This window comes from Ensifer adhaerens (genome assembly GCF_002940685.1).
GTDB classification, from domain to species: Bacteria; Pseudomonadota; Alphaproteobacteria; order Rhizobiales; family Rhizobiaceae; genus Ensifer; species Ensifer adhaerens_E.
Map to the genome: position 1 here is coordinate 106,888 of NZ_PNFP01000012.1, position 22,612 is coordinate 129,499.

General features: G+C 65.2%; 24 protein-coding genes and 1 riboswitch. Of the genes, 11 read left to right on the forward strand and 13 right to left on the reverse strand.

What is annotated here, in order from left to right; genetic code table 11:
- The first annotated feature begins 100 nt into the window (after positions 1-100).
- The gene (locus C1A35_RS22800; protein WP_158665131.1) at positions 101-1,786 is read left to right on the forward strand and encodes an amidohydrolase family protein; all 1,686 of its coding nucleotides are present in this window, start codon (positions 101-103) and stop codon (positions 1,784-1,786) included.
- A 21-nt stretch (positions 1,787-1,807) separates the two neighbouring features.
- On the opposite strand, the gene C1A35_RS22805 is transcribed toward C1A35_RS22800, so the two are convergent.
- The 4 genes from C1A35_RS22805 to thiO are packed head-to-tail and all read right to left on the reverse strand — an operon-like array spanning position 1,808 to position 4,352.
- A complete protein-coding gene (locus tag C1A35_RS22805) occupies positions 1,808-2,413 on the reverse strand; it encodes a thiamine phosphate synthase (RefSeq protein ID WP_104666549.1) in 606 nt (201 codons plus the stop codon).
- Positions 2,410-3,183, reverse strand: a complete 774-nt coding sequence (locus C1A35_RS22810) for a thiazole synthase (protein ID WP_104666550.1) — start codon at positions 3,181-3,183, stop codon at positions 2,410-2,412. Before C1A35_RS22810 ends, C1A35_RS22805 begins: the two co-directional genes overlap by 4 nt.
- Positions 3,184-3,186: 3 nt before the next feature.
- Positions 3,187-3,384, reverse strand: coding sequence for a sulfur carrier protein ThiS (thiS, locus tag C1A35_RS22815; protein WP_104666551.1), 198 nt, complete (start codon positions 3,382-3,384; stop codon positions 3,187-3,189).
- Complete coding sequence (gene thiO / locus C1A35_RS22820; RefSeq protein ID WP_104666552.1) at positions 3,381-4,352, reverse strand: glycine oxidase ThiO; 972 nt, start codon at positions 4,350-4,352, stop codon at positions 3,381-3,383. The genes thiS and thiO overlap by 4 nt, the downstream gene beginning before the upstream one ends.
- Before the next feature lie 164 nt (positions 4,353-4,516).
- Positions 4,517-4,636: riboswitch (TPP riboswitch) on the reverse strand.
- A gap of 423 nt (positions 4,637-5,059) precedes the next feature.
- Here thiO and bioB point away from each other — a divergent pair.
- Genes bioB through C1A35_RS22845 form a run of 5 tightly spaced genes read left to right on the forward strand, consistent with a single transcriptional unit; the run spans position 5,060 to position 10,104 of the window.
- Positions 5,060-6,076: a biotin synthase BioB gene (gene bioB, locus C1A35_RS22825; RefSeq protein WP_104666553.1), complete on the forward strand. Its 1,017-nt coding sequence runs from the start codon at positions 5,060-5,062 to the stop codon at positions 6,074-6,076.
- Positions 6,073-7,218 (forward strand): 8-amino-7-oxononanoate synthase, encoded by a 1,146-nt coding sequence (locus C1A35_RS22830; protein WP_104666554.1) that lies wholly within the window; start codon positions 6,073-6,075, stop codon positions 7,216-7,218. The genes bioB and C1A35_RS22830 overlap by 4 nt, the downstream gene beginning before the upstream one ends.
- A complete protein-coding gene (gene bioD / locus C1A35_RS22835) occupies positions 7,215-7,853 on the forward strand; it encodes a dethiobiotin synthase (protein ID WP_104666555.1) in 639 nt (212 codons plus the stop codon). The genes C1A35_RS22830 and bioD overlap by 4 nt, the downstream gene beginning before the upstream one ends.
- The gene (locus tag C1A35_RS22840) at positions 7,850-9,118 is read left to right on the forward strand and encodes an adenosylmethionine--8-amino-7-oxononanoate transaminase (protein WP_104666556.1); all 1,269 of its coding nucleotides are present in this window, start codon (positions 7,850-7,852) and stop codon (positions 9,116-9,118) included. Before bioD ends, C1A35_RS22840 begins: the two co-directional genes overlap by 4 nt.
- Positions 9,115-10,104 (forward strand): beta-ketoacyl-ACP synthase III, encoded by a 990-nt coding sequence (locus C1A35_RS22845; RefSeq protein WP_104666557.1) that lies wholly within the window; start codon positions 9,115-9,117, stop codon positions 10,102-10,104. Before C1A35_RS22840 ends, C1A35_RS22845 begins: the two co-directional genes overlap by 4 nt.
- 255 nt (positions 10,105-10,359) lie before the next feature.
- Here the strand turns inward: C1A35_RS22845 and C1A35_RS22850 are convergent, their stop codons facing one another.
- Genes C1A35_RS22850 through C1A35_RS22860 form a run of 3 tightly spaced genes read right to left on the reverse strand, consistent with a single transcriptional unit; the run spans position 10,360 to position 12,252 of the window.
- Positions 10,360-10,851 (reverse strand): YybH family protein, encoded by a 492-nt coding sequence (locus C1A35_RS22850; RefSeq protein ID WP_104666558.1) that lies wholly within the window; start codon positions 10,849-10,851, stop codon positions 10,360-10,362.
- 24 nt (positions 10,852-10,875) lie between these two features.
- Positions 10,876-11,862: a zinc-binding dehydrogenase gene (locus C1A35_RS22855; RefSeq protein ID WP_104666559.1), complete on the reverse strand. Its 987-nt coding sequence runs from the start codon at positions 11,860-11,862 to the stop codon at positions 10,876-10,878.
- A 12-nt stretch (positions 11,863-11,874) separates the two neighbouring features.
- Positions 11,875-12,252, reverse strand: a complete 378-nt coding sequence (locus tag C1A35_RS22860) for a YybH family protein (protein ID WP_104666560.1) — start codon at positions 12,250-12,252, stop codon at positions 11,875-11,877.
- 124 nt (positions 12,253-12,376) lie between these two features.
- Here C1A35_RS22860 and C1A35_RS22865 point away from each other — a divergent pair, with 124 nt between their 5' ends.
- Positions 12,377-13,273: a LysR family transcriptional regulator gene (locus C1A35_RS22865; RefSeq protein WP_104666561.1), complete on the forward strand. Its 897-nt coding sequence runs from the start codon at positions 12,377-12,379 to the stop codon at positions 13,271-13,273.
- Positions 13,274-13,383: 110 nt separating this feature from the next.
- Here the strand turns inward: C1A35_RS22865 and C1A35_RS22870 are convergent, their stop codons facing one another.
- The 4 genes from C1A35_RS22870 to C1A35_RS22885 form a co-directional block, all read right to left on the reverse strand.
- Positions 13,384-14,427, reverse strand: a complete 1,044-nt coding sequence (locus C1A35_RS22870; protein ID WP_104666562.1) for a glutathione synthetase — start codon at positions 14,425-14,427, stop codon at positions 13,384-13,386.
- An 8-nt stretch (positions 14,428-14,435) separates the two neighbouring features.
- Positions 14,436-16,322, reverse strand: a complete 1,887-nt coding sequence (locus C1A35_RS22875; RefSeq protein WP_104666563.1) for a flavohemoglobin expression-modulating QEGLA motif protein — start codon at positions 16,320-16,322, stop codon at positions 14,436-14,438.
- On the reverse strand, positions 16,319-17,143 hold the full coding sequence (locus tag C1A35_RS22880) for an N-formylglutamate amidohydrolase (RefSeq protein WP_104666564.1): 825 nt from the start codon (positions 17,141-17,143) through the stop codon (positions 16,319-16,321). The genes C1A35_RS22875 and C1A35_RS22880 overlap by 4 nt, the downstream gene beginning before the upstream one ends.
- A gap of 127 nt (positions 17,144-17,270) precedes the next feature.
- Positions 17,271-18,170, reverse strand: coding sequence for a LysR substrate-binding domain-containing protein (locus C1A35_RS22885; protein WP_104666565.1), 900 nt, complete (start codon positions 18,168-18,170; stop codon positions 17,271-17,273).
- Between the two features lie 106 nt (positions 18,171-18,276).
- Here C1A35_RS22885 and C1A35_RS22890 point away from each other — a divergent pair, with 106 nt between their 5' ends.
- The 3 genes from C1A35_RS22890 to C1A35_RS22900 all read left to right on the forward strand — a co-directional run bounded on the left by C1A35_RS22890 (position 18,277) and on the right by C1A35_RS22900 (position 19,562).
- A complete protein-coding gene (locus tag C1A35_RS22890; RefSeq protein WP_104666566.1) occupies positions 18,277-18,471 on the forward strand; it encodes a hypothetical protein in 195 nt (64 codons plus the stop codon).
- A gap of 196 nt (positions 18,472-18,667) precedes the next feature.
- Positions 18,668-18,883 carry a hypothetical protein gene (locus C1A35_RS22895; RefSeq protein WP_234822956.1) on the forward strand — a complete coding sequence of 72 codons (216 nt, stop codon included), beginning with the start codon at positions 18,668-18,670 and terminating at the stop codon, positions 18,881-18,883.
- Positions 18,884-18,959: 76 nt separating this feature from the next.
- Positions 18,960-19,562 (forward strand): nitroreductase family protein, encoded by a 603-nt coding sequence (locus tag C1A35_RS22900; RefSeq protein ID WP_199773001.1) that lies wholly within the window; start codon positions 18,960-18,962, stop codon positions 19,560-19,562.
- A 48-nt stretch (positions 19,563-19,610) separates the two neighbouring features.
- On the opposite strand, the gene C1A35_RS22905 is transcribed toward C1A35_RS22900, so the two are convergent.
- Positions 19,611-19,928, reverse strand: a complete 318-nt coding sequence (locus tag C1A35_RS22905; RefSeq protein WP_104666679.1) for a potassium channel family protein — start codon at positions 19,926-19,928, stop codon at positions 19,611-19,613.
- A gap of 299 nt (positions 19,929-20,227) precedes the next feature.
- On the opposite strand from C1A35_RS22905, the gene C1A35_RS22910 reads away from it, so the two are divergent.
- Positions 20,228-21,898 (forward strand): SulP family inorganic anion transporter, encoded by a 1,671-nt coding sequence (locus tag C1A35_RS22910; protein ID WP_104666680.1) that lies wholly within the window; start codon positions 20,228-20,230, stop codon positions 21,896-21,898.
- 172 nt (positions 21,899-22,070) lie between these two features.
- Here the strand turns inward: C1A35_RS22910 and C1A35_RS22915 are convergent, their stop codons facing one another.
- Complete coding sequence (locus C1A35_RS22915) at positions 22,071-22,505, reverse strand: GFA family protein (RefSeq protein WP_104666567.1); 435 nt, start codon at positions 22,503-22,505, stop codon at positions 22,071-22,073.
- Positions 22,506-22,612: the final 107 nt, after the last annotated feature.

The window sequence follows — 22,612 nt, forward strand, 5'->3', positions numbered from 1 at the left end:
AGGGAACCAGTAACGGCAAGTAAATATCTGTTCCACGGCGCTTGCGAACGGAGTAATGTTTGCCCGATTGTTCGAGGGGGTCTCGCAACAGGAGGGGACGATGGGGGTCGACTGGGCTGGTCCGGTCGCCGCCGTGACACGCCGCGATGTCTTGCGGCTGTTCTCGGCAGGCATGATGACGAGTGTGCTTTCCGGCTGCAGGCACGACTGGCCTCCGGCCGCCGCCTGCCAGCTTCCGCATCCGATCGTCGATGTTCACTGCCATTTCTTCAACGCGGCCGACGTGCCGGTCGAGGGGCTGGTGCGCTATGTGGCGCTGCGCGAGAAGCTACCGGAAGCCAGGCTTTCCGCCGATCCGCTGCAGTCGAAGCGCCTGGAAAATGCGCTGGTGGTCTTCCTCGTTACGGCCCTTGGCGACGTTGCGCCCAAGGCAAAGGCCGAGGCGCTGATTCTTGAGAGGCGGTTGCCGCGCCCCTCCGACGCCGAGTTCGAGCGACGGAAGGGCGAGCAGTTGCGTGCCGCTGTTCAGCAACTCGTGGCCCGTGCCGGCGAACAGCGCGCGTCGTTGACCGCACGAAGCGGCCCCGAAACGCCGGATTATCAGGGTCTGCTGGAACAGATCGGCGGCACTGCCGGCCTGCCGCAGGGCTTGCAGCGGCGTTCAGGCAGCGTGGGGGAAGCGGATGTCGATGCCCTGGCGTCGGCCGCCAAGGCGCACGACCAGATCGGCAACTACCTTTCCTTCGTGCGGCTGATGCAGGACTACCGGGAAAACCTGGCGGAAACCTACGCCCGGATCTTCGCGTCGAAATGCCGGTTTTCGATGATCACGCCGAGCATCCTCGACTTCGAAAAGTCGATCGGCGGCAGGGCTTCACCGCAACACGACCAGATCGATGTCATGGACGAGATCCAGCAGCTGGTGATCAAGCGGCACGGCATCCACATGCACAGCTTTGTCGGCTTCGATCCGCATCGCGAGGCGCTGAAACGGGGCTCGTCGCTGGAAAACGTCCGCTACGCGATCATGGAAAAGGGCTTCATCGGCGTGAAGATCTATCCGCCGATGGGGTTCAAGGCCTGGGGCAACGCGAACCCGGCGATCGATGCGGCGCTGAAGCGGCTCTACGACTGGTGTCGTGACAACAGCGTGCCGATCATGGCGCATGCCGAAAACAGCATTGGCGCCGGCTGCGGCTACGGCAATCTGGCGAGCCCCGCCTACTGGAAGAAGCTGCTAGACACCAATCGTTACAATGACTTGCGGATCAACCTCGCGCATTTCGGTGCTTTCGATGAAGTCATTCGCCCGGGTGCGCCGACGGGGGTGATGGTGTCCTGCGCCAAGGACAAGTTCTCCGGCCCGCCGACCTGGGAGGACATCATCGGCGAGACGATCGGCCACGGGCGCCGGCCGAACCTGTTTGCCGACTTGAGCTATCTCAGCGAACTCGTCACCGACAACACGCCCGGACTGCATGAAAAGATCCGCGCGCTGCTCGACAAGTGGCTGCGGGATTACGACCCCGATGCGCGCCATCTGATGTTCGGGACCGACTGGTCGATGATGGCATTGGAGAAGAACTACAATGCCTATGTTCCGAAGATCGCTCAGCAGCTGAAGGAGGCGGGTGTCAGCGAGGAAGACCAGCAGAACATCTTCTGGAAGAACGCCTCGCGTTATCTCGGTCTCGACCGTCCGGGGCCGACCCGCGAGCGGCTTGCCGCCTATTGCCGCAAGCGTGGCCTGGATGCCTCCTGGCTCTCGCAACTGGCGATCGCCTGACCGCCGCGGCCAGGCAAGCGCTTATCGCCACGGTGCCGTCCTGGCGATCCATTCACGGGTTCGCCCTTCCGGGTCGGCGTTGCGGGTGATGTCGGTGACGACGGCAGCGACATCGGCGCCGTGCTCGAAGACGCCCGAGATGCGCTCGATGTTGAGGCCGCCGATGGCGACCAGCGGCAGCGGCTGGATACGCTCCCGCCAGGCGGCAAGGCGCGGCAATCCCTGCGGCGCCCACTTCATCGCCTTGAGGATGGTCGGGTAGATCGGCCCGAGTGCGACATAATCCGGAGCGGCTGCAAGCGCCGTTTCCAGTTCCGTCTCGTCATGGGTGCTGAGACCGAGCTTCAGGCCGGCGGCGCGGATCGCCGCAACATCGGCGTCGGCAAGATCCTCCTGGCCGAGATGGACGAAATCGCAGCCTTCCTCGATCGCCAGTTGCCAGTAGTCGTTGACGACGAGCTGGCAGCCCTGTTCGTCGCAAACCGCCTTGGCGGCGCGTATCTCCCGGCGAAGCTCCGCTTCCGAACGGTCCTTGACGCGAAGCTGGACCAGCTTGACGCCGAGCGGCACCAGCCGCTCGACCCATTCGGCGCTGTCGACGATGAGGTAGAAGGGGTCGAGTTTCATGCAAACACCGCCTTTCCGATGACCGGCGTTGAAGGGACGGCGAAATCGCGCGGTTCGAGCATGCCCGCCTCGAAGGCCTGCCGGCCGGCATCGATCGCTGCCGCGAAGGCCGACGCCATCAGCGCCGGCCTGGCGGCGCCGGCAACGGCGGTGTTGAGCAGGACGGCATCGAAGCCGAGTTCCATCACGGTCGTTGCGTGCGATGGCCGGCCGATGCCGGCATCGACGATCAGCGGCACGTCGGGAAAATTCGCCCGGATTGCTCGGAGCGCCGGAATGTTCTGCGGACCCATGGCGCTGCCGATGGGCGCGCACCAGGGCATCAGCACCTTGCAGCCGGCCTCAAGGAGCCGTTCGGCGACGACCAGATCATCGGTGGTGTAGGGGAAAACCTCGAAGCCTTCGTCCGACAGAATGCGCGCCGCCTCGACCAGCGCAAAGACATCGGGCTGCAGCGTATCGTGATGGCCGATCACCTCGAGCTTGAGCCAGTTGGTGCCGAACACCTCGCGCGCCATTTTGGCGGTCAGCACCGCCTCCGACACCGAGTGACAGCCGGCGGTGTTCGGCAACACGTGCACGCCGAGCGCGCGGATCAGTTCGAAGAAGGCGCCGCCCTGGCGGCCCCCGGCGGTCTCGCGGCGAAGCGAGACCGTGACGATCTCCGTGCCTGAGGATCGCACCGCGTCTTCCAATGCGGCGGGGGAGGGGTAGCGGGCGGTGCCGAGAAGCAGCCGTGAGCGCAGGTCCTGTCCATAAAGCGTCAGCATGTCTTAGCCTCCTTTCATCGGCGAGAGGATTTCGATCCGGTCCCGATCGCTGAGCGCGTGACCAGAGCGGTCGGCCCGATGCACCAGCTCGCCGTTGACGGCGGTGGCGAGCCAGTCGCCTTCGTAGTCGAGGGCTGCCAGAAGCTCGGCGAGGGTTGCGACGGCGAGGTCGTGGTTCTCGCCATTGACGGTCAGTCTCATGCGGCGTCTCCCTTTAGGGCCGGCGCGACGGCCAGTTCGGCTGCTTCCGCCGCCAAGGCTGGCGAAAGCAGGAAGCCGTGGCGGTAAAGTCCGTTGATCGTGATCACTTGTCCGGCGCGCGTGACGCGCGGCAGGTTGTTGGCAAAGCCCGGGCGGACGCCGGTGCCGGTCTCGACGAGGCGCGCCTCGCCGAAAGCCGGATGCAGCGCATAGGCGGCATTCAGCAGTTCCATGAGCGAACGGGCGGTGATCGGGCCGCCGTCGTCCGTTTCGATCATCGTCGCCCCGCACATGAAGAGGCCGTCGCCGCGCGGCACGATGTAGAGCGGGATGCGCGGATGGATGAGCCTGACCGGCCGCGACAGTTCCACTTCGCCCGTCCGCAGATAGAGCATTTCGCCCCGAACGCCGCGCAGGCCGGGTGTTGCGCCGATGCGCGCCGCACCGGTGCAGTCGGCGATAAGATCGTGTTCGCCGCCGTCACCCATCTCGGCGATGAAGGTGACGCCGCGATCGGCAAGCTTTTGCCGCAGCTGGCTAAGCGCCAGGCGTGGGTCAAGATGCGCCTCGCCTGGAAAAAACAGCGCCTCGCGGAAACGTCCGGCAAGTGCCGGTTCCAGTCGTTCGATCGCGGCAGCGTCGAGCCAATCGAAGCCGGAGGTGCGCGAGGCAAAGCGCTTGAGTTCGCCCGCGTCCCGCGGCGGCGCGACGACCAGCGTGCCGTTGCGGGAGACCGCGCCCGGCAGGGCATCGTCCCACCAGTCGATGGCGCCGACGCCCTTTGTTAGCACCGCTTCCTCGGCGCTTTCGCGCTCGCACCAGGGCGCCAGCATGCCGCCGGCAAACCAGGAAGCAGCGCCGGCAAAGCCCGGTGTTCGCTCGGCAACCGTCACCGCGATGCCGCGGGTGCTGAGTTCATGGGCGAGGCAGAGCCCCGCGACGCCGGCACCTTTGATGAGAACCCGCATGGCTCAACACCCACGGAGAGCGTCAGCAGGGTGTCGTCCTGAGGGAAGCGGGATCGTGTTTGCTGTGTGCATGCCGAGGCTCCAATGGTGGAACCCAGTTCAGACGCGAAGGAGGGGGAAGGACGCCTTGCCGATCGATCGGTCGCATGAATGCGACGATTGCGGCAGCGATGTCTGCACCGTCCCTCCGCCAGTATGAACTGGATCAGGTTCAACGGGTCACTGCGCCGCGAAATCGCATGGCAGAATCTCAGCCCCTTGCCGGGACACCCCTGGTGAATGCTCCAAGCTGACCGCTCGGGGCGGTTTTTGTCAAGAGCCAGCGTTGGGCTCGACGCGATCTCGGTAGTTGAAGAAATTATCTATAATTTTCTTGACGTGAGAATGGTGGTGTCGGTGGCGTGATGGAGGAGCGTTGTTGGTCGTGCGCAATGGGAGGGGAAATGTCGGGGAAGTCCGGGTTTTCTGAGATTTCTGAGGTGCTGTGACCTTCATGTCGGGATGGCAAGCACAGGCGGATGATTGTGGGCTCTTGTTTCGTGTCAGCGAGCCTCCAAGCGCACTTGTGGCAACAAATACAACCATAGGAAGTTTACGTGACCATACATCGCCGTTTAGGTGCTTGCGCGCTCGTTCGTTGGAGAAAATTATAGATAATATTGGATTCTATCTATATCGCGTTCGCGATAACCGGAGGACGAGCCGAAATGTTGCACGCAGGCCCATCGACTGAAGCCGATTTCATCCCGGGCGACGCGGGTCATTGCCGTTGGACGCAAGCGGAAGCGGAAAAAATCTATAATTCGCCGTTCAATGATCTGCTCTACCGTGCCCACACCGTGCATCGGGCGCATTTCGACCCCAACGCCATCCAGATGAGCCGGCTGCTGTCGATCAAGACCGGGGGCTGCGCCGAGGACTGCGGCTATTGCAGCCAGTCCGCGCACTACCCGACCGGCCTCAAGGCATCGAAGCTGATGGAGGTCGAGCGCGTGCTTGCCGAGGCGCGCAAGGCGCGCGACGGCGGCGCGACCCGCTATTGCATGGGCGCCGCCTGGCGCAGCCCGAAGGAGCGCGACATGGAGGCGATCGTCGCCATGGTCAGCGGTGTGCGGGCGCTCGGCATGGAGACCTGCATGACGCTCGGCATGCTGACGCCCGCCCAATCCGAGAAGCTCGCCGAGGCCGGGCTCGACTACTACAACCACAATATCGACACCTCGGAGCGCTTCTACGGCGAGATCATCACCACCCGCAGCTTTGCCGACCGGCTGGAGACGCTCGCCAATGTCCGCGACGCCGGCATCAAGGTCTGTGCCGGCGGCATCCTCGGCATGGGAGAGACCGCCGACGACCGGATCTCGATGCTGGTGACGCTCGCCAACCTGCCGGCCCCGCCCGAAAGCGTGCCGATCAACATGCTGATCCCGATCCCGGGCTCGAAGCTTGCCGATGCGACGCCGGTCGATCCGATCGATTTCGTCCGCACCGTTGCCCTGGCCCGCATCCTGATGCCGCAATCGCATGTCCGGCTTTCGGCCGGCCGGACGGACATGAGCGACGAGACGCAGGCGCTCTGTTTCTTCGCCGGCGCCAATTCGATCTTTGTCGGCGAGACCCTGCTGACCGCGGACAATCCGGGAGAGGACCACGACGCGGCGCTCTTCCGGCGCCTCGGGCTGAGGCCAATGGCGCTAGCGGCAAGGCAGGCCGCGGCCGAATGACCGCGGACCTCCTCGCGCGCTACGAAAAGACGCTCGATGGCCTCGAACGCAAGGGCCGCCGGCGCGCGCTCGTCTCCGCCGGCGGCATCGACTTCACCTCCAACGACTATCTGGCGCTTGCCGCCTCGCCGCGGCTGAAGGCGGCGATGACTGCGGCGATCGCGCGGGGCGTCCCGGTCGGCGCCGGCGGCTCTCGGCTCCTGCGCGGCAACCACGGAGAGCACGAGGCGCTGGAGGCGGAAGCCGCCGCCTTCTTCGGCGTGGAGCGGACGCTCTTCTTCGGCAGCGGCTACGCCGCCAACACCGCCTTGTTTTCAACGCTGCCGCAGCGCGACGACCTGATCGTCCACGATGCCCTGATCCATGCGAGCGCCCATGAAGGCATCGCCGCGGGCAAGGCCCCTGCGGTGGCAGCAGCGCATAACGGCGTCGGCGCCTTTGCCGACGCCATCGGCCAATGGCGCCGGGCCGGCGGCGCCGGGCGCCCCTGGATTGCCGTCGAAAGCCTCTATTCGATGGATGGCGACCGGGCCCCGCTCGCCGAACTGTCGGCGCTTGCCGCGCGTCACGACGGTCTTCTCGTCATCGACGAAGCGCACGCAACCGGTGTCTTCGGACCGGATGGCCGCGGTCTGGCAGCGGAACTGGAGGGACGGGAGAACGTCGTCGTGCTCCACACCTGCGGCAAGGCGCTCGGTGTCTCCGGTGCGCTTGTCGGCGCGAGCGCCGTCATTTGCGACTATCTCGTCAACCGCGCCCGCAACTTCATCTATTCGACCGCGCCCTCGCCGCTCGTCGCCGCCGCCGTGCGCGAAGCACTCGCCGCGCTCGTCGACGAACCGGAGCGCCGCGCCGCGTTCGAAGACCTGAGCACCTTCGCCAACCGGGCGCTCTTCGAGACGCTTGGCATCGCAGGTAGCGGCTCGCAGATACTGCCCATCCCGATCGGCGACAACGGCCGAGCGTTGCGCATTGCCGCCCGCATGCGCGCCGAAGGCTACGATATCAGGGCGATCCGCCCGCCGACCGTTCCGGAAGGCACCGCGCGGCTTCGGATCGCGATCACGCTCAATGTCGATCGGGCCGCGATCGGCCAAATGCTGGAGCGCCTGAAAATCGCGATCGCGGAGGAGCGGCCATGAAAACCCGTCTCGTGGTCACCGGCACCGATACCGGCATCGGCAAGACCATCTTTTCCGCAGCCCTGACCGATGCGCTCGACGGCTGCTACTGGAAGCCTGTGCAATCAGGCCTCGACGAGGAAACCGACAGCGAGACCGCCGCCCGGCTCGGCCGGTTGTCGCCAGACCGCATCCTGCCCGAAGCCTACAGGCTCGCGACGCCGGCCTCGCCGCACCTGTCGGCACGGATCGATGGCGTCATCGTCCGGCCCGAAGGTCTTTTGCCGCCCACCGTGGACCGACCGCTGGTGATCGAGGGCGCGGGCGGGCTTCTGGTGCCCTTGACGGAGCGCACGGTCTTTGCGGATGTCTTCGCGCGCTGGCAGATCCCGGTGGTCCTTTGTGCCCGCACCGGGCTCGGCACGATCAACCACACGCTGTTGTCGCTCGAGGCGCTGCGTCGCCGCGCCATTCCCATCCTCGGCGTCGCCTTCATCGGCGACGCGCAGGAAGACAGCGAAGCGATCATTTCGGAGCTTGGCGCCGTGCGCCGGCTCGGCCGGTTGCCACGGCTCGAGCCGCTGGCGCCCGACCACCTGCGGCAGGCCTTTGCCGCGAATTTCAACATCGCCGATTTCCGGGAGGTGCCGGCATGAGACATTCCACGGTCTGGTATCCCTTCACCCAGCATGCCCTGGAACCGCCGATGCGCCGCATCGTCGGCACCGAGGGCGCGTATCTCGTCGACGAAGATGGCGCGTCGATCCTTGACGCGATTTCGTCCTGGTGGGTCATCACCCACGGCCATCGCCACCCTGTTGTCATGGAGGCGATCCGCAAGGCCACGGAGACCTACGACCAGATCATTTTTGCCGAATATACCCACGCGCCGGCGGAAGAACTGGCGCGAGGGCTGATCGAGATTGCGCCGCCCGGGCTCGCCCATGTGTTCTACTCCGACAGCGGTTCGACCGCGGTCGAGGTCGCGCTGAAGATGGCGCTCGGCTTCTTCCACAACGGCGGCCACCCGCGAAACCGCATCTGCGTGCTGGAGCATGGCTATCACGGCGACACGATCGGCACGATGTCGACGGGAGAACGAGGCGTCTTCAATGCCGCCTACGCGCCGCTGCTCTTTTCCGTCGACCGTTTGCCCTTTCCGGACCCGGGCCGCGAGCAGGCAACACTCGACGCCTTCGAGACGGCCTGCGCATCCGGCGAGGTTGCCGCGCTCCTGATCGAGCCTCTGCTTCTCGGCGCCGGCGGCATGAAAACCTACCCGGCTTCCGTGCTTTCCGAACTGAAGCGGATCGCCGAAAGGCACAGCAGCCTGCTGATCGCCGACGAGGTGATGACGGGCTGGGGCCGCACTGGCAGCCTGTTCGCCTGCGAGCAAGCCAGCATCACGCCCGACATTCTCTGCACCTCGAAGGGGATGACCGGCGGCGTGCTTCCGCTGGCCGCGACGCTGTGCACCGGTCAGATCTTCGAGGCGCATCTTTCGCCCGACCGCCGCAAGACCTTCTTCCATTCGAGCTCCTACACCGCCAACCCGATCGCCTGTGCCGCGGCACTCGCCAATCTCGCCGTCTGGAAGGGCGAGCCCGTGCGAGAGCGGATCGAAGTTCTAACGGAGCGGCAGCGTCAGCAGATAGCGCGGTTCGCCGAAGACCTGCGCTTCGTCAACGTTCGCCAGCGCGGCACCATTGCTGCCCTCGACCTCAAGGTGCCCGCCGGCGGCTATCTCGCCGAGGTCGGCCCGCGGCTCAAGGCGTTTTTCCGCGAGCGTGGCTTGCTGATCCGCCCGCTCGGAAACGTCATCTACCTGATGCCGCCCTATTGCATTACCGAGGACGATCTTCAGCGCGCCTATGACGCGATCGACGAAGCGGCGTCGCTCTTCGGGGCAGGGCGGCTATGAGGCCGGCTCGGTCATCCCGGATCGTCGGCTTCGGTCATGCGGTGCCGGAGCGGCGTGTTGCGAACGACGAAATCGAGACGACGCTTGGGCTTGAAGCCGGCTGGATCGAGCGCCGCACCGGCATTCGCGAGCGGCGCTGGGCGGCACCCGACGAGACGCTTTCGGGGCTTGCGGCAAAGGCGGGCGCAATGGCGCTCGACGGTGCCCGCACACCGCCCGGCGATATCGCCTTGGTGCTGCTTGCGACCTCGACGCCCGATCACCTGCTGCCGCCTTCAGCGCCCTTGCTCGCCCATCATCTTGGTCTTTCGAATGCCGGCGCGATCGATCTTGCCGGTGCCTGTTCGGGTTTCCTCTACGCCCTGACGCTCGCCGACGGCTTCGTGCGGACACAGGGAAAGCCGGTGCTGGTGGTGGCGGCCAACATCTTGAGCCGCCGGATCAATCCGGCGGAAAGGGCGAGCGCCGTGCTCTTTGCCGATGCGGCCGGCGCCGTTGTCGTCGCGCCCTCCGATGATCCACAAACCGGCCTGCTCGGCGCCGACCTTGCCGCCGATGGCAGCCGCTACGATCTGATCTCGATTGCCGCCGGCGGCAGCAGCAGGCCGTTTTCTACAGGCACAAAGCCCGAGGATCTGCTGATGACGATGCGCGACGGGCGCGAGATGTTCGCGCAGGCAGTGGACATGATGACGGCCTGCGCCATCAAAGCCATGACCGCCGCCGGCTGTTCTGCCCCGCAGATCAGCCGCTTCGTGCCGCATCAGGCCAATGCCCGTATCTTCGACGCCGTTTGCGACAGGCTCGGCATCGCGCCTTCAAGAACGGTGCGCACGATTGCCGATTACGGCAACTCGTCCGCCGCGACGATCCCGCTGTCGCTGTCCTTGGCGCACCGCGAAAAGCCCTTCGTTGCCGGCGAAAAGCTGTTGCTGACGGCAGCCGGCGCGGGGCTTTCAGCCGGGGCGGCGGTGCTCGCGATCTGACGGAACGCTGGCGAAGGCAACGCCATCTATGTCCCGTGTCGCCCCGGTTTCCCCGGCTTCATGTCTGGGTGTTGCGAGTGGTGCTTGGGATCCGCGTTTCATGATCGCCGGCTGCAGCTCTTGTTCCTCCTGCAGCGCTTGGCTGCCGAACTCGCGTTCGAGTGCTCGGCAGCCTGATGCCTGCAGACAAAACCGCTGCCGCGCCCTTCGGACCGACAGCGGTTCTCCTATTGCCCCGCGCAGGCGACGCCGTCGCTATCTTTGCGGCGGTGGGTTGGTGGTTGCGAAGATGTAGCGGGCGAACCGCCAGATGCCATCCTTTTCACGATGAAAGAGGAACAGTTCCTGATTTGCCTCCGGCATTGCGGCGCCACCGGTCGACAGGACCTTGACGGTGCCGTTCGACCGGGTTCGCGCGTAGACCCAATCCCTGGACAGAGCGCGAATTTCATCAACCTCGAAACGGACATCGAGGTCGATCATAGCGAAGACGCGCTGGTACGCGCCTTTGATGGCGTCGCGGCCGACGGCCGGCGGGCTGTTCTGCGGCATGAACACCGCGTCGGCAGCGTAGAGGTTCATGATGGCGTCGACATCGCTTGCGTTCAATGCCGCTTGGTACTCCCGCAACTGCCGCTCAATCGCCGGCGCTTCGGTATCGCGCGCGTGGGCAGAGCCGGTAAACGCAAGGAGCGAAAGCACCGACAGTCCAACGGTTGCGAGCTTGGCATATGGAAAACTGCGCATGATAGCGATCCTTGATGAGCGAAATCAGAGTTTGACGACCAGCTTGCCGAGCGCCCGGTCGCTTTCCATCAGGCGGTGCGCCTCAGAAATGCGATCGAACGCGAAGGTTTGGCTGCGAAGCGACGGGATGCGTCCGGCTTCGATCTCCTTTGCAAGCCACGGCAGTGGGGAGGAAGCCACCGGCAACGCCTCGGTCCCCAGCAGGCCGCTCGAGAAGAAGCCCAACCGTGTCGCAGCCGGCAGATCCTGCATCAGGTTCAGTTGTTCAATAACCGGAGGGCCGCCGAGCAGACCGATGACGGTGACGCCGCCAAAAGGCTTCAGGGCCTTGACCGTGTCGCGAACGGTCGCGGCACCAACAACGTCGAGGGCTGCGTCGACGCCGTTAGGCATAAGGGCGCGAACCTTGTCAGCGATCGCGCCGTCGTCGACCACCACTTGGCCAGCGCCGATCTGGCGCAGCCTGGCCGCGTTTTGCGGCGTCCGGGTCGTTGCGATCACTGTAAGGCCAAGTGCCTTGGCATAGGCGATGGCGGCAAGGCCGACAGATGAGGTTGCTCCGCGCACGAGCAGCGTCTGCCCCTTGGTGATCGCGAGGCTTCTCGTCAGCGCCCCCCAAATCGTGAGATAGGCTTCCGGCAGGGCGGCAAGATCCTCCCAGGAGAGCGTGCTGCCGCCCATGTCGATAACGTTGCTGCGCAGCACCGTTACCTCCTCGGCATAGCTGCCGAAGCGGGAAAATTGCATCCCGCCCATGGCGGTTGCGACCCGCTGGCCGGTGCGGAACGTCCCCGACGGGTCCGCGACGACCTCGCCCACCGCCTCGATCCCGGGCACGCGCGGCCCGGTGATCGCTCCCATCTTGCCGGCGCGCAGATAGACTTCGGCGCGATTGAGGCCGAAGGCCCGCACGCGGATTTTCACTTCGCCGGCCTGGATTTCGGGAGACGGGATATCTCTCAGTTCCAGGACTTCAGGGCCGCCGGCCCGTTCGATGACATAGGCTTTCATGGTCGTTTCTCCTTATGCACGCGGGCGATTGGTGGAAAACAGGTAACGGTGGATCTTCCAGGCGCCCGCTTCGCGCCGGAACACAAAGAGCTCGTTATTGCCTTCCTCGATCGTGACGTCGGCCGCCAGAATGCGCGTCCTTCCGGCAGAGCTTGTGCGGACCCAGGCCCAGTCTCCGGCCACTTCCAGCTCGTGCACGTCGAAGCGGATCTGAAGCTTGATGGTGTCGAACACCTGCGCGTAACCAGTCCTTACGGCGTCGCGTCCGATCAGGGCAGGGGCGTGTTGCGGCATGAAGATCGGATCGGCGCCATAGAGGTCGAGAATGGCGTCGATGTCGTTGGCGTTGAGGGCCGTTTCATAGGCCTTGATTGTCGTTTCGATGGACATTGTTGTGGCTCCTGGTTCGTTGGGTTCGGCCTCCTCAAGAGGTTGATATGAAAGTATTCCGCTCAGTCTTGCTACGGTAGGCAGAGGAACGATAAGTTTCCTCTCGAATATGAGAGGGTTGTCCATGGACCTGAATGCCGCACGGATGTTCGTGGCCGTCGTACAGGCGGGCAGCCTGTCCGCGGCGGCAATGCGCCTTGATATTCCGCTGCCGACGTTGAGCCGTCGGATCCGCGAACTCGAACAATCGCTGAAGGTGCAATTGCTGGAGCGGTCAGCGCGTGGAACCCGGCTGACGGATGCCGGCACGCGGCTCTACGAACACGCCTCGCGCGGCATAGAGGCGCTCGTCGAAGCGGAAGAGGCGGTGCGAAGCGACCAGACACGGCTCCAAGGGCGCCTGCGGCTGTCGCTGCCGACCGCGTTCGAACCCTGGTGGGACCTGCTTGCCGCCTTCCAACGGCAATATCCTGACATCCAGCTCAGCGTGTATACCACCGATCGTCGTGTCGATCTCACTCAGGACGGTATCGATGTCGCCTTGCGCATCGGCGCAATCGTACACGAGGCAATGGTGGCCCGGCGGCTGCTGAGCTACCGGCACACTCTGGTAGCGGCACCGCAGTTGCTGGCGACGCTCCGCGAGATTCGCACACCCGACGATCTCGATGGAACGCCGCTCGCTGCCTGGAGCCGCGACGCCAACATTCAGCCGATCTGGCAACTTGGAGAGCAGGTCTTCAGGCCGCGCACGATGCTGACGACCAACGACTATCTTCAGCTTCGCGCTCGCGCGCTTGCGGGGGACGTCATCGCCGACTTACCGCCATTTCTCGCAGCGGACCCCATCCGTCATGGACGGCTGCAGGCCGTGCTCGTCGAGCACCCAATGCCCGAGCAACAGGTCAGTCTGCTTTATCCGCTGCATCGCCACCCCTCGAGCATCGTGCGCGCCTACCTCGATTTCTGCCAGAAGCAGGCCGCACGCTTTCTTGACCTTTTGCCCGGGCGTGACCGGTAGAGAGACAGGTCATGATGCTCGCTTCGGCTGCCACGGCACGACTGTCCTCGGCGTCGAGGTTTCTCGCCTGGCAGCATGACGTGCCTGGATGTCCGGGCTGCGCCGACAAGTCAGAGCGTGGCAAGCGCCCGATTGGAAAGTGTGCCATCCGCGCGCCTGATTTCGAGCTTCATTTCGAGCGCGGCGACGATATCCTCGCTGAAGTCGATCGAGGTCAGCTCGGCGATCTCGGGCAGGGCGCCGGGCGTGAAGACGTTGACCTCCACCAGCTTGTCGCCGACCACGTCAAGACCGACCAGGAACATGCCGTCGCGCACCAGCTTGGGGCGCATCTTTTCGGCGACGGCGAGCATCGCCGGGGTGATGACGGCGGCGGCGGGCCTGCCGTTGGCATGCATGTTGGAGCGCAGCTCGCCTTCGGCCGGAACGCGCCGCACGGCGGCATAGGTGTCGCCGCGCTTGAGGGGGCGGCCGTTCATCAGGAACAGGCGGATGTCGCCCTCGGTTGCCGCCGGCAGATACTCCTGGGCGATCACGTAGCCGCCTTCGCTGACGGCCTCGAAGATCTGGTTGAGGTTCGTCTCATGGCTGGAACTGACCTTGAAGACATTCTTGCCGCCGGAGCCCTGCAGCGGCTTCAGAATGACGCCTTCGGGATGGGCGTCGACGAAGGCTCTGACCTCCTCCATGTGGCGCGTGATCAGCGTGGACGGACGGACGACCTCGGGAAAACCCTGCAAATAGAGCTTGTTCTGTGCCGCCGCCAGCCCGTCCGGGTCGTTGACGACGATCGCGCCACGCTCGGCGGCGAGCCGCCCGAAAATGATGCCGGCCTGGGTGGCCCAGGGGCGGGTGCCGACGTCCTCGGAGGGGTCGTTGCGCAGAAAGAGAACCTCTATCTCGGCAATGTCCAGGATCTCGCGTCGCGTCGCCTCGCCGCGCAGCGCCGCAATGAAGGTTTCGGCCTTGCGCGGCCTTGCCGTGCCAAGAGAAAGCACATGGAGGGTCAGGCGGCCATCGGGCGTCAGGACGAAATCGCCCGGCGTGACGTAGGCGATCTCGTGGCCGCGGGCGAGCGCTGCGAGCGCAAGCGACGTCGTCGCATAGAACGTCTCTTCGCCTTCGATGGAGTTGACGAGAAAGGCAATGCGCATCCGGTTTCCTACTCTGCGATCAGGTCGAGCGGGGACAGTCCCCCTTGGGCTCGCCGAAGTCGGTCGCGCGCTGTGACCTCATCGAGAAAGATAGGGCGAAGCGCCGCGGCACCAAGAAGCCCGCGCAGGCGAAGCTCCTCGATCGCGCCGAAATGCGAGGCGGCGATCTTGCCCAGCCAGAACGGTTCGAGGCTGCCGCCGTCGGCAAGATGATCGAGGAGCTGCAACAGGCCGCGCAGGTAGATCGCATCCTTGACCAGCCCGCCACCGCGGTAGATGCGCAGCGTGATGTTGAAGGCCTCGGCGGCGGCGAAGCCGTGACCGTCGACGAGCAGCCGGTAGGTCTGCGGGAACGGCGCGCCGTCGAGCATGGCCGCGCAGCCGACGACCCTTGCTGCAAGCACGCGCAACCGGTCCGCGGTCATGCCGGCGCTCAGATACTCGGCAAACACGGCAAGCCCCTCCTGCATGCCCTCGTAACCGGCAAGCCCGGAGCGGAGGATCCGCAGCCCCTGGGCCGAGCCATTGAAATAGGTCAGCAGGTGCACGCCGATCTCGTGGTTGAGCAGCGCCTCGACGCGGTCGGCGTTAAGCGCGGAGCTTCTCGCGATCAGCAATTGACCGCGTGATACGAGCAGGCCGGCCGGCAGGTCGTCACGAATGTCGACGGAGGCCGAAAAGTCGGCCGACTGGCGCCGATAGGCCGCTATCATCGCCTGGGCGCGATCCCTTATGTAGCCGCAGTCGCGCGTTTCTGCGGTTGACGACGACGCGTCGCGATCGGGTGCCGTGCGCGCAAGGATGTCGGAAGCGGCGTCGTGAAGCGTGGCCTCCACCGGGCCGTAGAGCGCGCGGCCGAACTCGACGAACTTGCGGGTCTCCCGCGCCGAGATCATCGACAGCTGCAGATCGACCTCCTGCTGCTTCTCCCGATAGAGGGCATAGAGCAGGGGATCTTCGAGATGTTCGAAGTTGAGCGAGAAGAGCTTTCGCTTGGCCGTTTCGATCTGCAGCGTCAGCGGCCGATAATAGAGGCGCGGGCTCTTGGAAAAGCCGCCAGAGGCGAATTCCGTCCAGGCGGTCTCGGCGTTGATTGGCGTCACCGCCAGCAGGAAATCGAAGCCCGAGGCGATCTCGTCGATGCCGCGGTCGGCGCGCACGACGGCATCGACGAAGGCCTTTCGCCCGAAGGCACGGTGCGTCGGCAGCCGGAAATTGTCCGACGTTGCACGGGCGAAGGCAGCGACGGCCCTGAGCCCCGCGTCGAAGACGCTCGCGACCAGCCGCTCGCGCAGTTGCGGATAGACGCGCCGCGTGCCCGGTTCGCAATAGATCGGTGCGAAACGCACCGTGAGGTGGGGATAGTCGAGTGTCAGGGCGGCCTTTTGGCCTGCCGTCGTCGCCGGCGGGCGCTCGACGAGCGTCACATGCGGCGTGCGGAATTTTCCTTCGATCGTTGCCGCCGTCTCGATCAGCGCCTTTGCGGCGACCTGCTCGGCGGCGCGTGCGCCGGCGACGACCTCGATCAGGAAGGGCGGCAGGAAAGGCGCGTCCTTGGCCGGCGGATCGTCGCTTTCGAGCTCGCCGAATTCGAGCACGATGAAAAGGCCGAGGCGTTGCTCGATCACCCGCCCGACGCGTTCGATGATCGCGCTCGCGATGTCGATGTCGGGCGCCAGCAGATAGGCGGCGTTCGCCTGGGCGATGTCGCGCGCCACCGGCTGCTGGTTGTCGGCAGCGATGTGCACGCAGAGGAACGGAACGAGGCGGTCGATGTGCAGCCGCCCGCCCTCGCCGAAATCCCGCCGCACGGCGCGGCCATCCGTCAGCCGGCCCATGGCTTCATCGAGCCACGCCGGGGCGGGGTCGCCGGGCATCGCTTCTCGCTCCGTCATCGCTGCCTCGCCAGGGCTTCTGTCAGCACCGGAACCAGAGACGAGACCAGCGCCCGCAGCGCCCGCAACGCCTCGATGTCCGGCTTGCCGGTCCATTCGTCCATGAAGGTCTTCTTGAACTCGATCGCGATGGCGCAGCCGGTCTCGGGGAAATGCTCATGGATGAAGCGCGTCTGCTCTCCGCGTCCCTGAAAGGCGACGTTCTCGCGCACATCCAGCGGCCGGCCGTCGATATGGGCGCTGCCGAGCGCCGACATTGCCGTATCGACGACGCCGGCCCATCTGAGCCGGTCCATCGAGGCGGTGCCGATATTGATGTCCGGGGCCTCGTCCGCGGCGGCGGGCGCGGCCTCCGGCCCCTGTCGCCTGTGGTTGTAGCTGTGCACGTCGAGCACGACGAAACGCCGGTGGCGGCGCTCGATCGCCGCCAGCATGGAATGCAGCATGGCGTAGTATTCGTCATGCACGGCAAGAGAGGTTTCGATCATGCCTGCGGGCGGATGGTCTCGCCAGACCGAAAGGCCCCAGGCCTGCGCGGGTTGGAGATAGATGGCGCCGGTGCGGGCGCGGTTGAGATCGACCTCGAAGCGGGACGTGTGAGCGACGATGCGATTGGAAAGATCCCGAATGATGAACTCGGTGAACGGATCCTCCTCGCGCAGCCTTTCCTCGTCCGTCAGCGCCGTGAGCGCGCGGGTGTCACTGCGCATGGCGTGCCCATTGTGGATCGCGGTGCCGACGATCGGGCCATCGCCGCGATGCACGGTCCACCAGGCGGCGTCGGTGGGGGAACGGAGCAGTTCCGTCGGCTCGCCTTGCATGTTCGCTCCCGCCTTCCCTCGCTCTGATCGCTTCAGGGGCAACTCCCTGAAAGGCCCAAGGGTTCCGGAGCTGAAGAAAATTCCGGGGCGGTCGAGGCACAAGGTCGCCCGGGTCGGGCAGCCGGGCTCAGCGTTTCGACGGACCGAGTTCGCCGAGGATCCACTGGCGGAAGGCGCTGATCTTCGGCGAATTGCGACGGCTTTCCGGATAGACCAGCCAATAGGCCTGGCTATCGTCGCAAAGGAGATCGAAGGGCTGGATCAGCCGTCCGTCGGCGAGTTCCGCGGCAAAGAAGGCCGGCGTCAGGATCGCCACGCCCTGTCCGGCCGTCGCCGCATTTCCCTCATAAACCTGCGCGCCCATGCTCGCGCCGGGCCGGCTCGCAAGCCCCTCCACCGGCACGTTGGCGGCAGCAAACCATCGCGCCCACCAGGGGTCGCCGGGGTCGAGAAGCGGCAGCCGCAGGAGGTCGGCGGGTTCCTTTACGCCGCCGATGCTGGCCGCAAGGCCGGGGCTCAGCATCGGTGCGAAGTCGGCGTTGATCAGCCGGTGGGCCACAAGCCCGGGCCAGTCGCCGCGGCCCGAGCGAATGCCGATATCGACCTCCTCGCGGCTGAAGTCGACCAGATGCGGGTCCGTCTGAAGGCGGACTGCAAGCGAGGGATGGGCGATCTGGAAGGAGCCGAGGCGGCGCGCCAGCCAGTTGGACGCGAAGGTCGCGATCGTGCTGATGACCAGCGTTCCCTGGGCGCCGCCGCGGGCCGAGACATAGGCCTCGCTCAACTGCTCGAAGACCTGGGTGACCACGGGTGCGAGCCGTTGCCCGACCTCGGTCAGCGCGATCTGGCGCGGGCGGCGCAAGAAGAGCGGCGCGCCGATCCGATCCTCGAGCACCTTGATCTGATAGCTCACCGCCGCCTGCGTCATGCCGAGCTCGCTTGCGGCATTGGTGAAACTTCCGTGTCGGGCAACCGCCTCGAAGACGCGTATCGCCGTCAATGGGGGGAGCGGAAGTGTCTTATGCATTAAATGGCCTTATGTATGATGACCGATATTCGATTGGAAGGTGAGGCCGCTCATCACCATTTTCAAGGTCCGTCCATTAGACGGATTGATGAAGAGGATGACGGCTATGACAACCATTGAAGTACGTAGTTTTTCGTCGACAAATGCTTTTTCCACCGGTTCCTGGCTGGCGCACCTGTTCGCGCGGAAGAGCCGGGCGGCCGACGTCGTCGACGTCAGAAACCTTTCGGATCACCTGAAGCGGGATATGGGCTTTCTCGACGGCAACCGCCCCGAGGGCGACGACCTCCCGACCGCTTGATTTTAGAAGACCCGGGCGAGCCTCCCATCGCCCGGGTCTTCCCACGCCTGCGACGCAGCGTCGTCGCCGCGGCGGAGCAGTTTTCCACGACCCGCCCGCTCTTTGGGTCAGAATTCCTTTAATCTACAATTTAAGTGGATAATCTCGGCGGTGTTCGGTCGACGCAGGTTTGCGCTGGCCGCCCGAGATGAGGTCCATGATGAGCATGCTGCGGCAATATGAGCGTTTGAGTGCGATCCGCGAGGTCCTGCAGGGCCGGCTGGAACTGCACGAGGCGCGCGACTGTTTTGGTTTCGACGATATCGAGGACGGCACGGTCCATGAGCTCAAGGACCGCATTGCCGAGCTCTCCGAGGAGATCTCGGCCTTGAGAAGCCGCTGCGACCGCTACCAAAGTTTCGGCCGCCAGTGACCGGCGCGCCAATGATTACCTCGTCATTGATTACCCCTGATGACGGCGGCACGCCGTCGATGAATGGATCATCCCCATGACCTTGCATGTGAATTCCCGCGTCGCAGACTATGCGATCAATCCGCTTTTTCTCGAGCGCTGGTCCCCGCGCGCCTATTCGGGTGCTGAGATTTCCGAGCCGGAACTGTTCGAGATCCTCGAGGCTGCCCGCTGGGCGCCGTCGGCCTACAACGCCCAGCCCTGGCATTTCGTCTATGCGCGCCGCGGCAGCGAAGGTTGGGAGAGGCTACTTGGCCTGCTCAACGATTTCAACCGGAGTTGGGCGGCGGAGGCCTCGGCGCTGATCTTCGTGCTGTCGAAGACCGTGCTGCTGCCGCCGGGCGCCGCCGAAGAGGTTCCGTCCTACACCCATTCCTTCGATACGGGTGCAGCCTGGGGCGCACTGGCGCTGCAGGCCGCCCATTCCGGCTGGCAGGCCCACGGCATGGCCGGTCTCGACTACGCGCGCGCGCGAACCGAACTCGGCGTGCCTGAAAACTACCGCATCGAAGCGGCCGTCGCGATCGGGCGCCTTGGCGACAAGGCACTGCTGCCGGAAGCCTTGCAGCAACGCGAGCAGCCGAGCCCGCGCAAGGCGCTGTCGCAGATCGTCTCCGAAGGCCGGTTCGTGGCCGGCTGACCAGTAGACACGCGTCGGGAGGCGGGCAGGGCGTGCCTGTCCGCTCTCTCAGCGATCGTCCGCTTCATCCCTTGCGGTCGCATTCAGCGCCTGCACGGTGACCGCCGCGACGAGGCCGGTCAGGACGATGCCGGAAAAGCCGATCACCAGCGCCAGCACACGCGCACTCAGATGCTTGGGCGTAAGGTCGCCGTAGCCGATCGTCAGCCCCGTGACGAAGGTGAAGTAAAGCGCTTCGTCGAGCCGCCAGTCCTCGATGCGGCCGATAACCACACCGGCTCCGGCCATCACGATCAGGATCGCCGAGAAGATCGGCCAGAGCAGCTGAAGCTGTCGGTAGAGATTGGCAAAGAACCGGCGCCGCATCCGCGTTGTCTGCCGTTTGTGATGCGATTCCGCCACGCAATCCTCCCTCTCGCGAGCGAATAACGCCACCTCCCGCCGAACCGTGACGGCCGGCGCTGGCGGTTCGCTCGTGCCGTCGAAATCCCTTTCGACGCGGCCCCGTTGCCATCACGATAGACCTGAGTCGGGCGGCCTGCCAGCGTCTGTTTTGCCCGCCGGAAAACGGCGCGCGATGGCGGTCTCTGGTTCCTTGCCACGGCATTGGCCGAGTGCTATCGCTTAGAATAATCTCATGAAAGCTCTTGCCGAAGGACATCCGGATGGCATCGCATGGGCATTCGCTTGCCGGCAACGGCCGTGGTCTCTCCGCGGGTTTCCGGCTGGACGTGATTGCGGGTCTCACGGCCGCCGCCGTGGTCCTGCCCAAGGCCATGGCCTATGCCACGGTTGCCGGCCTGCCCGTCAGCGTCGGTCTCTACACCGCCTTCGTGCCGATGATCATCTACGCGCTTCTCGGCACGTCCCGCGTCCTCAGCGTCTCGTCGACCACCACGCTTGCGATCCTCGCCGGCACGCAGCTCGGCCTTGCCGTCCCGGATGGCGATCCCGCCAAGCTCTTGACGGCGACGGCGACGCTGACGGCGCTCACCGGCGCGCTTCTCTTCCTCGCATCGCTGCTGCGTTTCGGCTTCGTCGCCAATTTCATCTCGTCGCCGGTGCTGATCGGCTTCAAGGCCGGCATCGGCCTTGTCATCGTGCTCGATCAGGTGCCGAAGCTGCTCGGCATTCACATCGCCAAGGAAGGCTTCTTCCGCGACATCCTCAGCATCGCCGGCCACCTGTCCGAGACCTCGATGCTCACGCTCGCGATTGCCGCTGCGGCGCTGGTGGCGCTGCTTGCGATGGAGCGGCTCTGGCCGCATTCGCCGGCGCCGCTTCTGGCGGTGGCCGCCGGCATTGCGCTTTCCTGGTTCGCCGGTCTTCAAGCGCTCGGCGTCTCCACCGTCGGCTTCATCCCGCAGGCGCTGCCTTCGCTCACGCTCCCGAGCCTCGGCCTTGTCCGGGAGCTCTTGCCGGGCGCGCTCGGCATCGCGTTGATGAGCTTTACCGAAACCATCGCCGCCGGCCGGGCCTTTGCCGCTCCGTCCGACCCGCCGATCCGGGCCAACAGGGAATTGCTTGCAACCGGTGCCGCGAACTTCGGAGGCGCCTTCTTCGGCGCCATGAGCGCGGGCGGCGGCACGTCGCAAACCGCGGTGGTGCGCGCCGTCGGCGGTCACAGCCAGGTGGCGTCGCTGGTCACCGCAGCGGCGGCAGCTGCGACCATGCTGGTCCTTGCGCCACTGCTCGGTCTCTTACCGCAGTCCGTCCTTGCCGCGATCGTCATCGTCTACTCGGTCGGGCTCATCAAACCCGCGGATTTCCTCTCCGTACGCAAGGTCCGGCTGATGGAGTTTCACTGGGCGTTGGCAGCCTTTCTCGGCGTGCTGTTCTTCGGCACGCTGCAGGGCATCATCGTCGCGATCGTGCTCTCCTTCATCGGGCTGGCGCGCCAGGCGGCCTCGGCGAAGGTCTATGTCGTCGGCCGCAAGCGCGGCACCGACCGGCTGCGACCGCTTTCGCCCGCGCATCCCGATGACGAGACGTTCGAGGGGCTCTTGATCCTCCGGCCGGAGGGACGGCTCTTCTTTGGCAATGCCCAGCAGGTGGCCGATCAGGCGCAGATGCTGGTCGCCAAGCAGAAGCCCCGGGTTGTCGTGCTCGACATGAGCCGGGTTTTCGACATCGAATACTCGGCGCTGCAGATGATGATGGAGGGCGAGCGCCGCATCAGCGAACACGGCGTCACCGTCTGGCTGGCCGAGTTGAACCCGGACGTGCTTGCCTATGTGCGCGCATCCGGCTTTGCCGATCAGCTCGGTCCCGACCGCCTGTTCGTCAATACCCGCACGGCGCTCCAGCACTACCTGGCCGGCGCCGCGCAGGGCTAAAGCAATTCCAGGAAAAGTGCGCAGCGGTTTTCCGTCCGGAATTGCGGACCGGGAAAGCCAATTCCAGGAAAAGTGCGCAGCGGTTTTCCGCCTGGAATTGTAGGCTAGAAGGGACCTGTCCCCGCGAACGCGCGAAGCGGTTCCGCAATAGCGTCGTCTCAGAAAAATGCGCTCATTCCGCCATCATCTCGCCCGTTCCGCCGAAGGCCGGCGGGAAGTCGCGATACTTCGGCAGGCCGTCCTTCATCGGCAGCACGGTCTCCTGATAGTTGACGTGCAGCGCCGGCTTGAAGGCGAGCGACGGGATTGCCGCGGCGAAGACGTCGGTGACACCCCACAGCGGATGCTCGGTCATGAGATGCCCGCCGCAGGCCTTGCACCATTTGCGCACGCTCGTCGCCGCCTTCTGATAGCCGACCAGATTGTCCGCACCCTTGACGATCCGGACCTTCTCCGGCGGCCAGAGCGTAAACGCGTTGACCGGGCCTGCCGACCAGCTCCGACAGGAGCTGCAGTGGCAGAAGCCCATGGCGGCCGGGTCGCCGCTGACTTCGATCTCGACTGCGCCGCAGAAGCACTTGCCCGTATGGCTACCGTTTGCTGCCATGACACCCTCCTTCGGTTCGTCGGGCCGCCCTCTGCTTTCGCGTGTTGGCGGCCGTGAGGCAGGGCAACAGCGTGTCACGCCTGAGCGTGAGGTCAACGCCTCCTTTC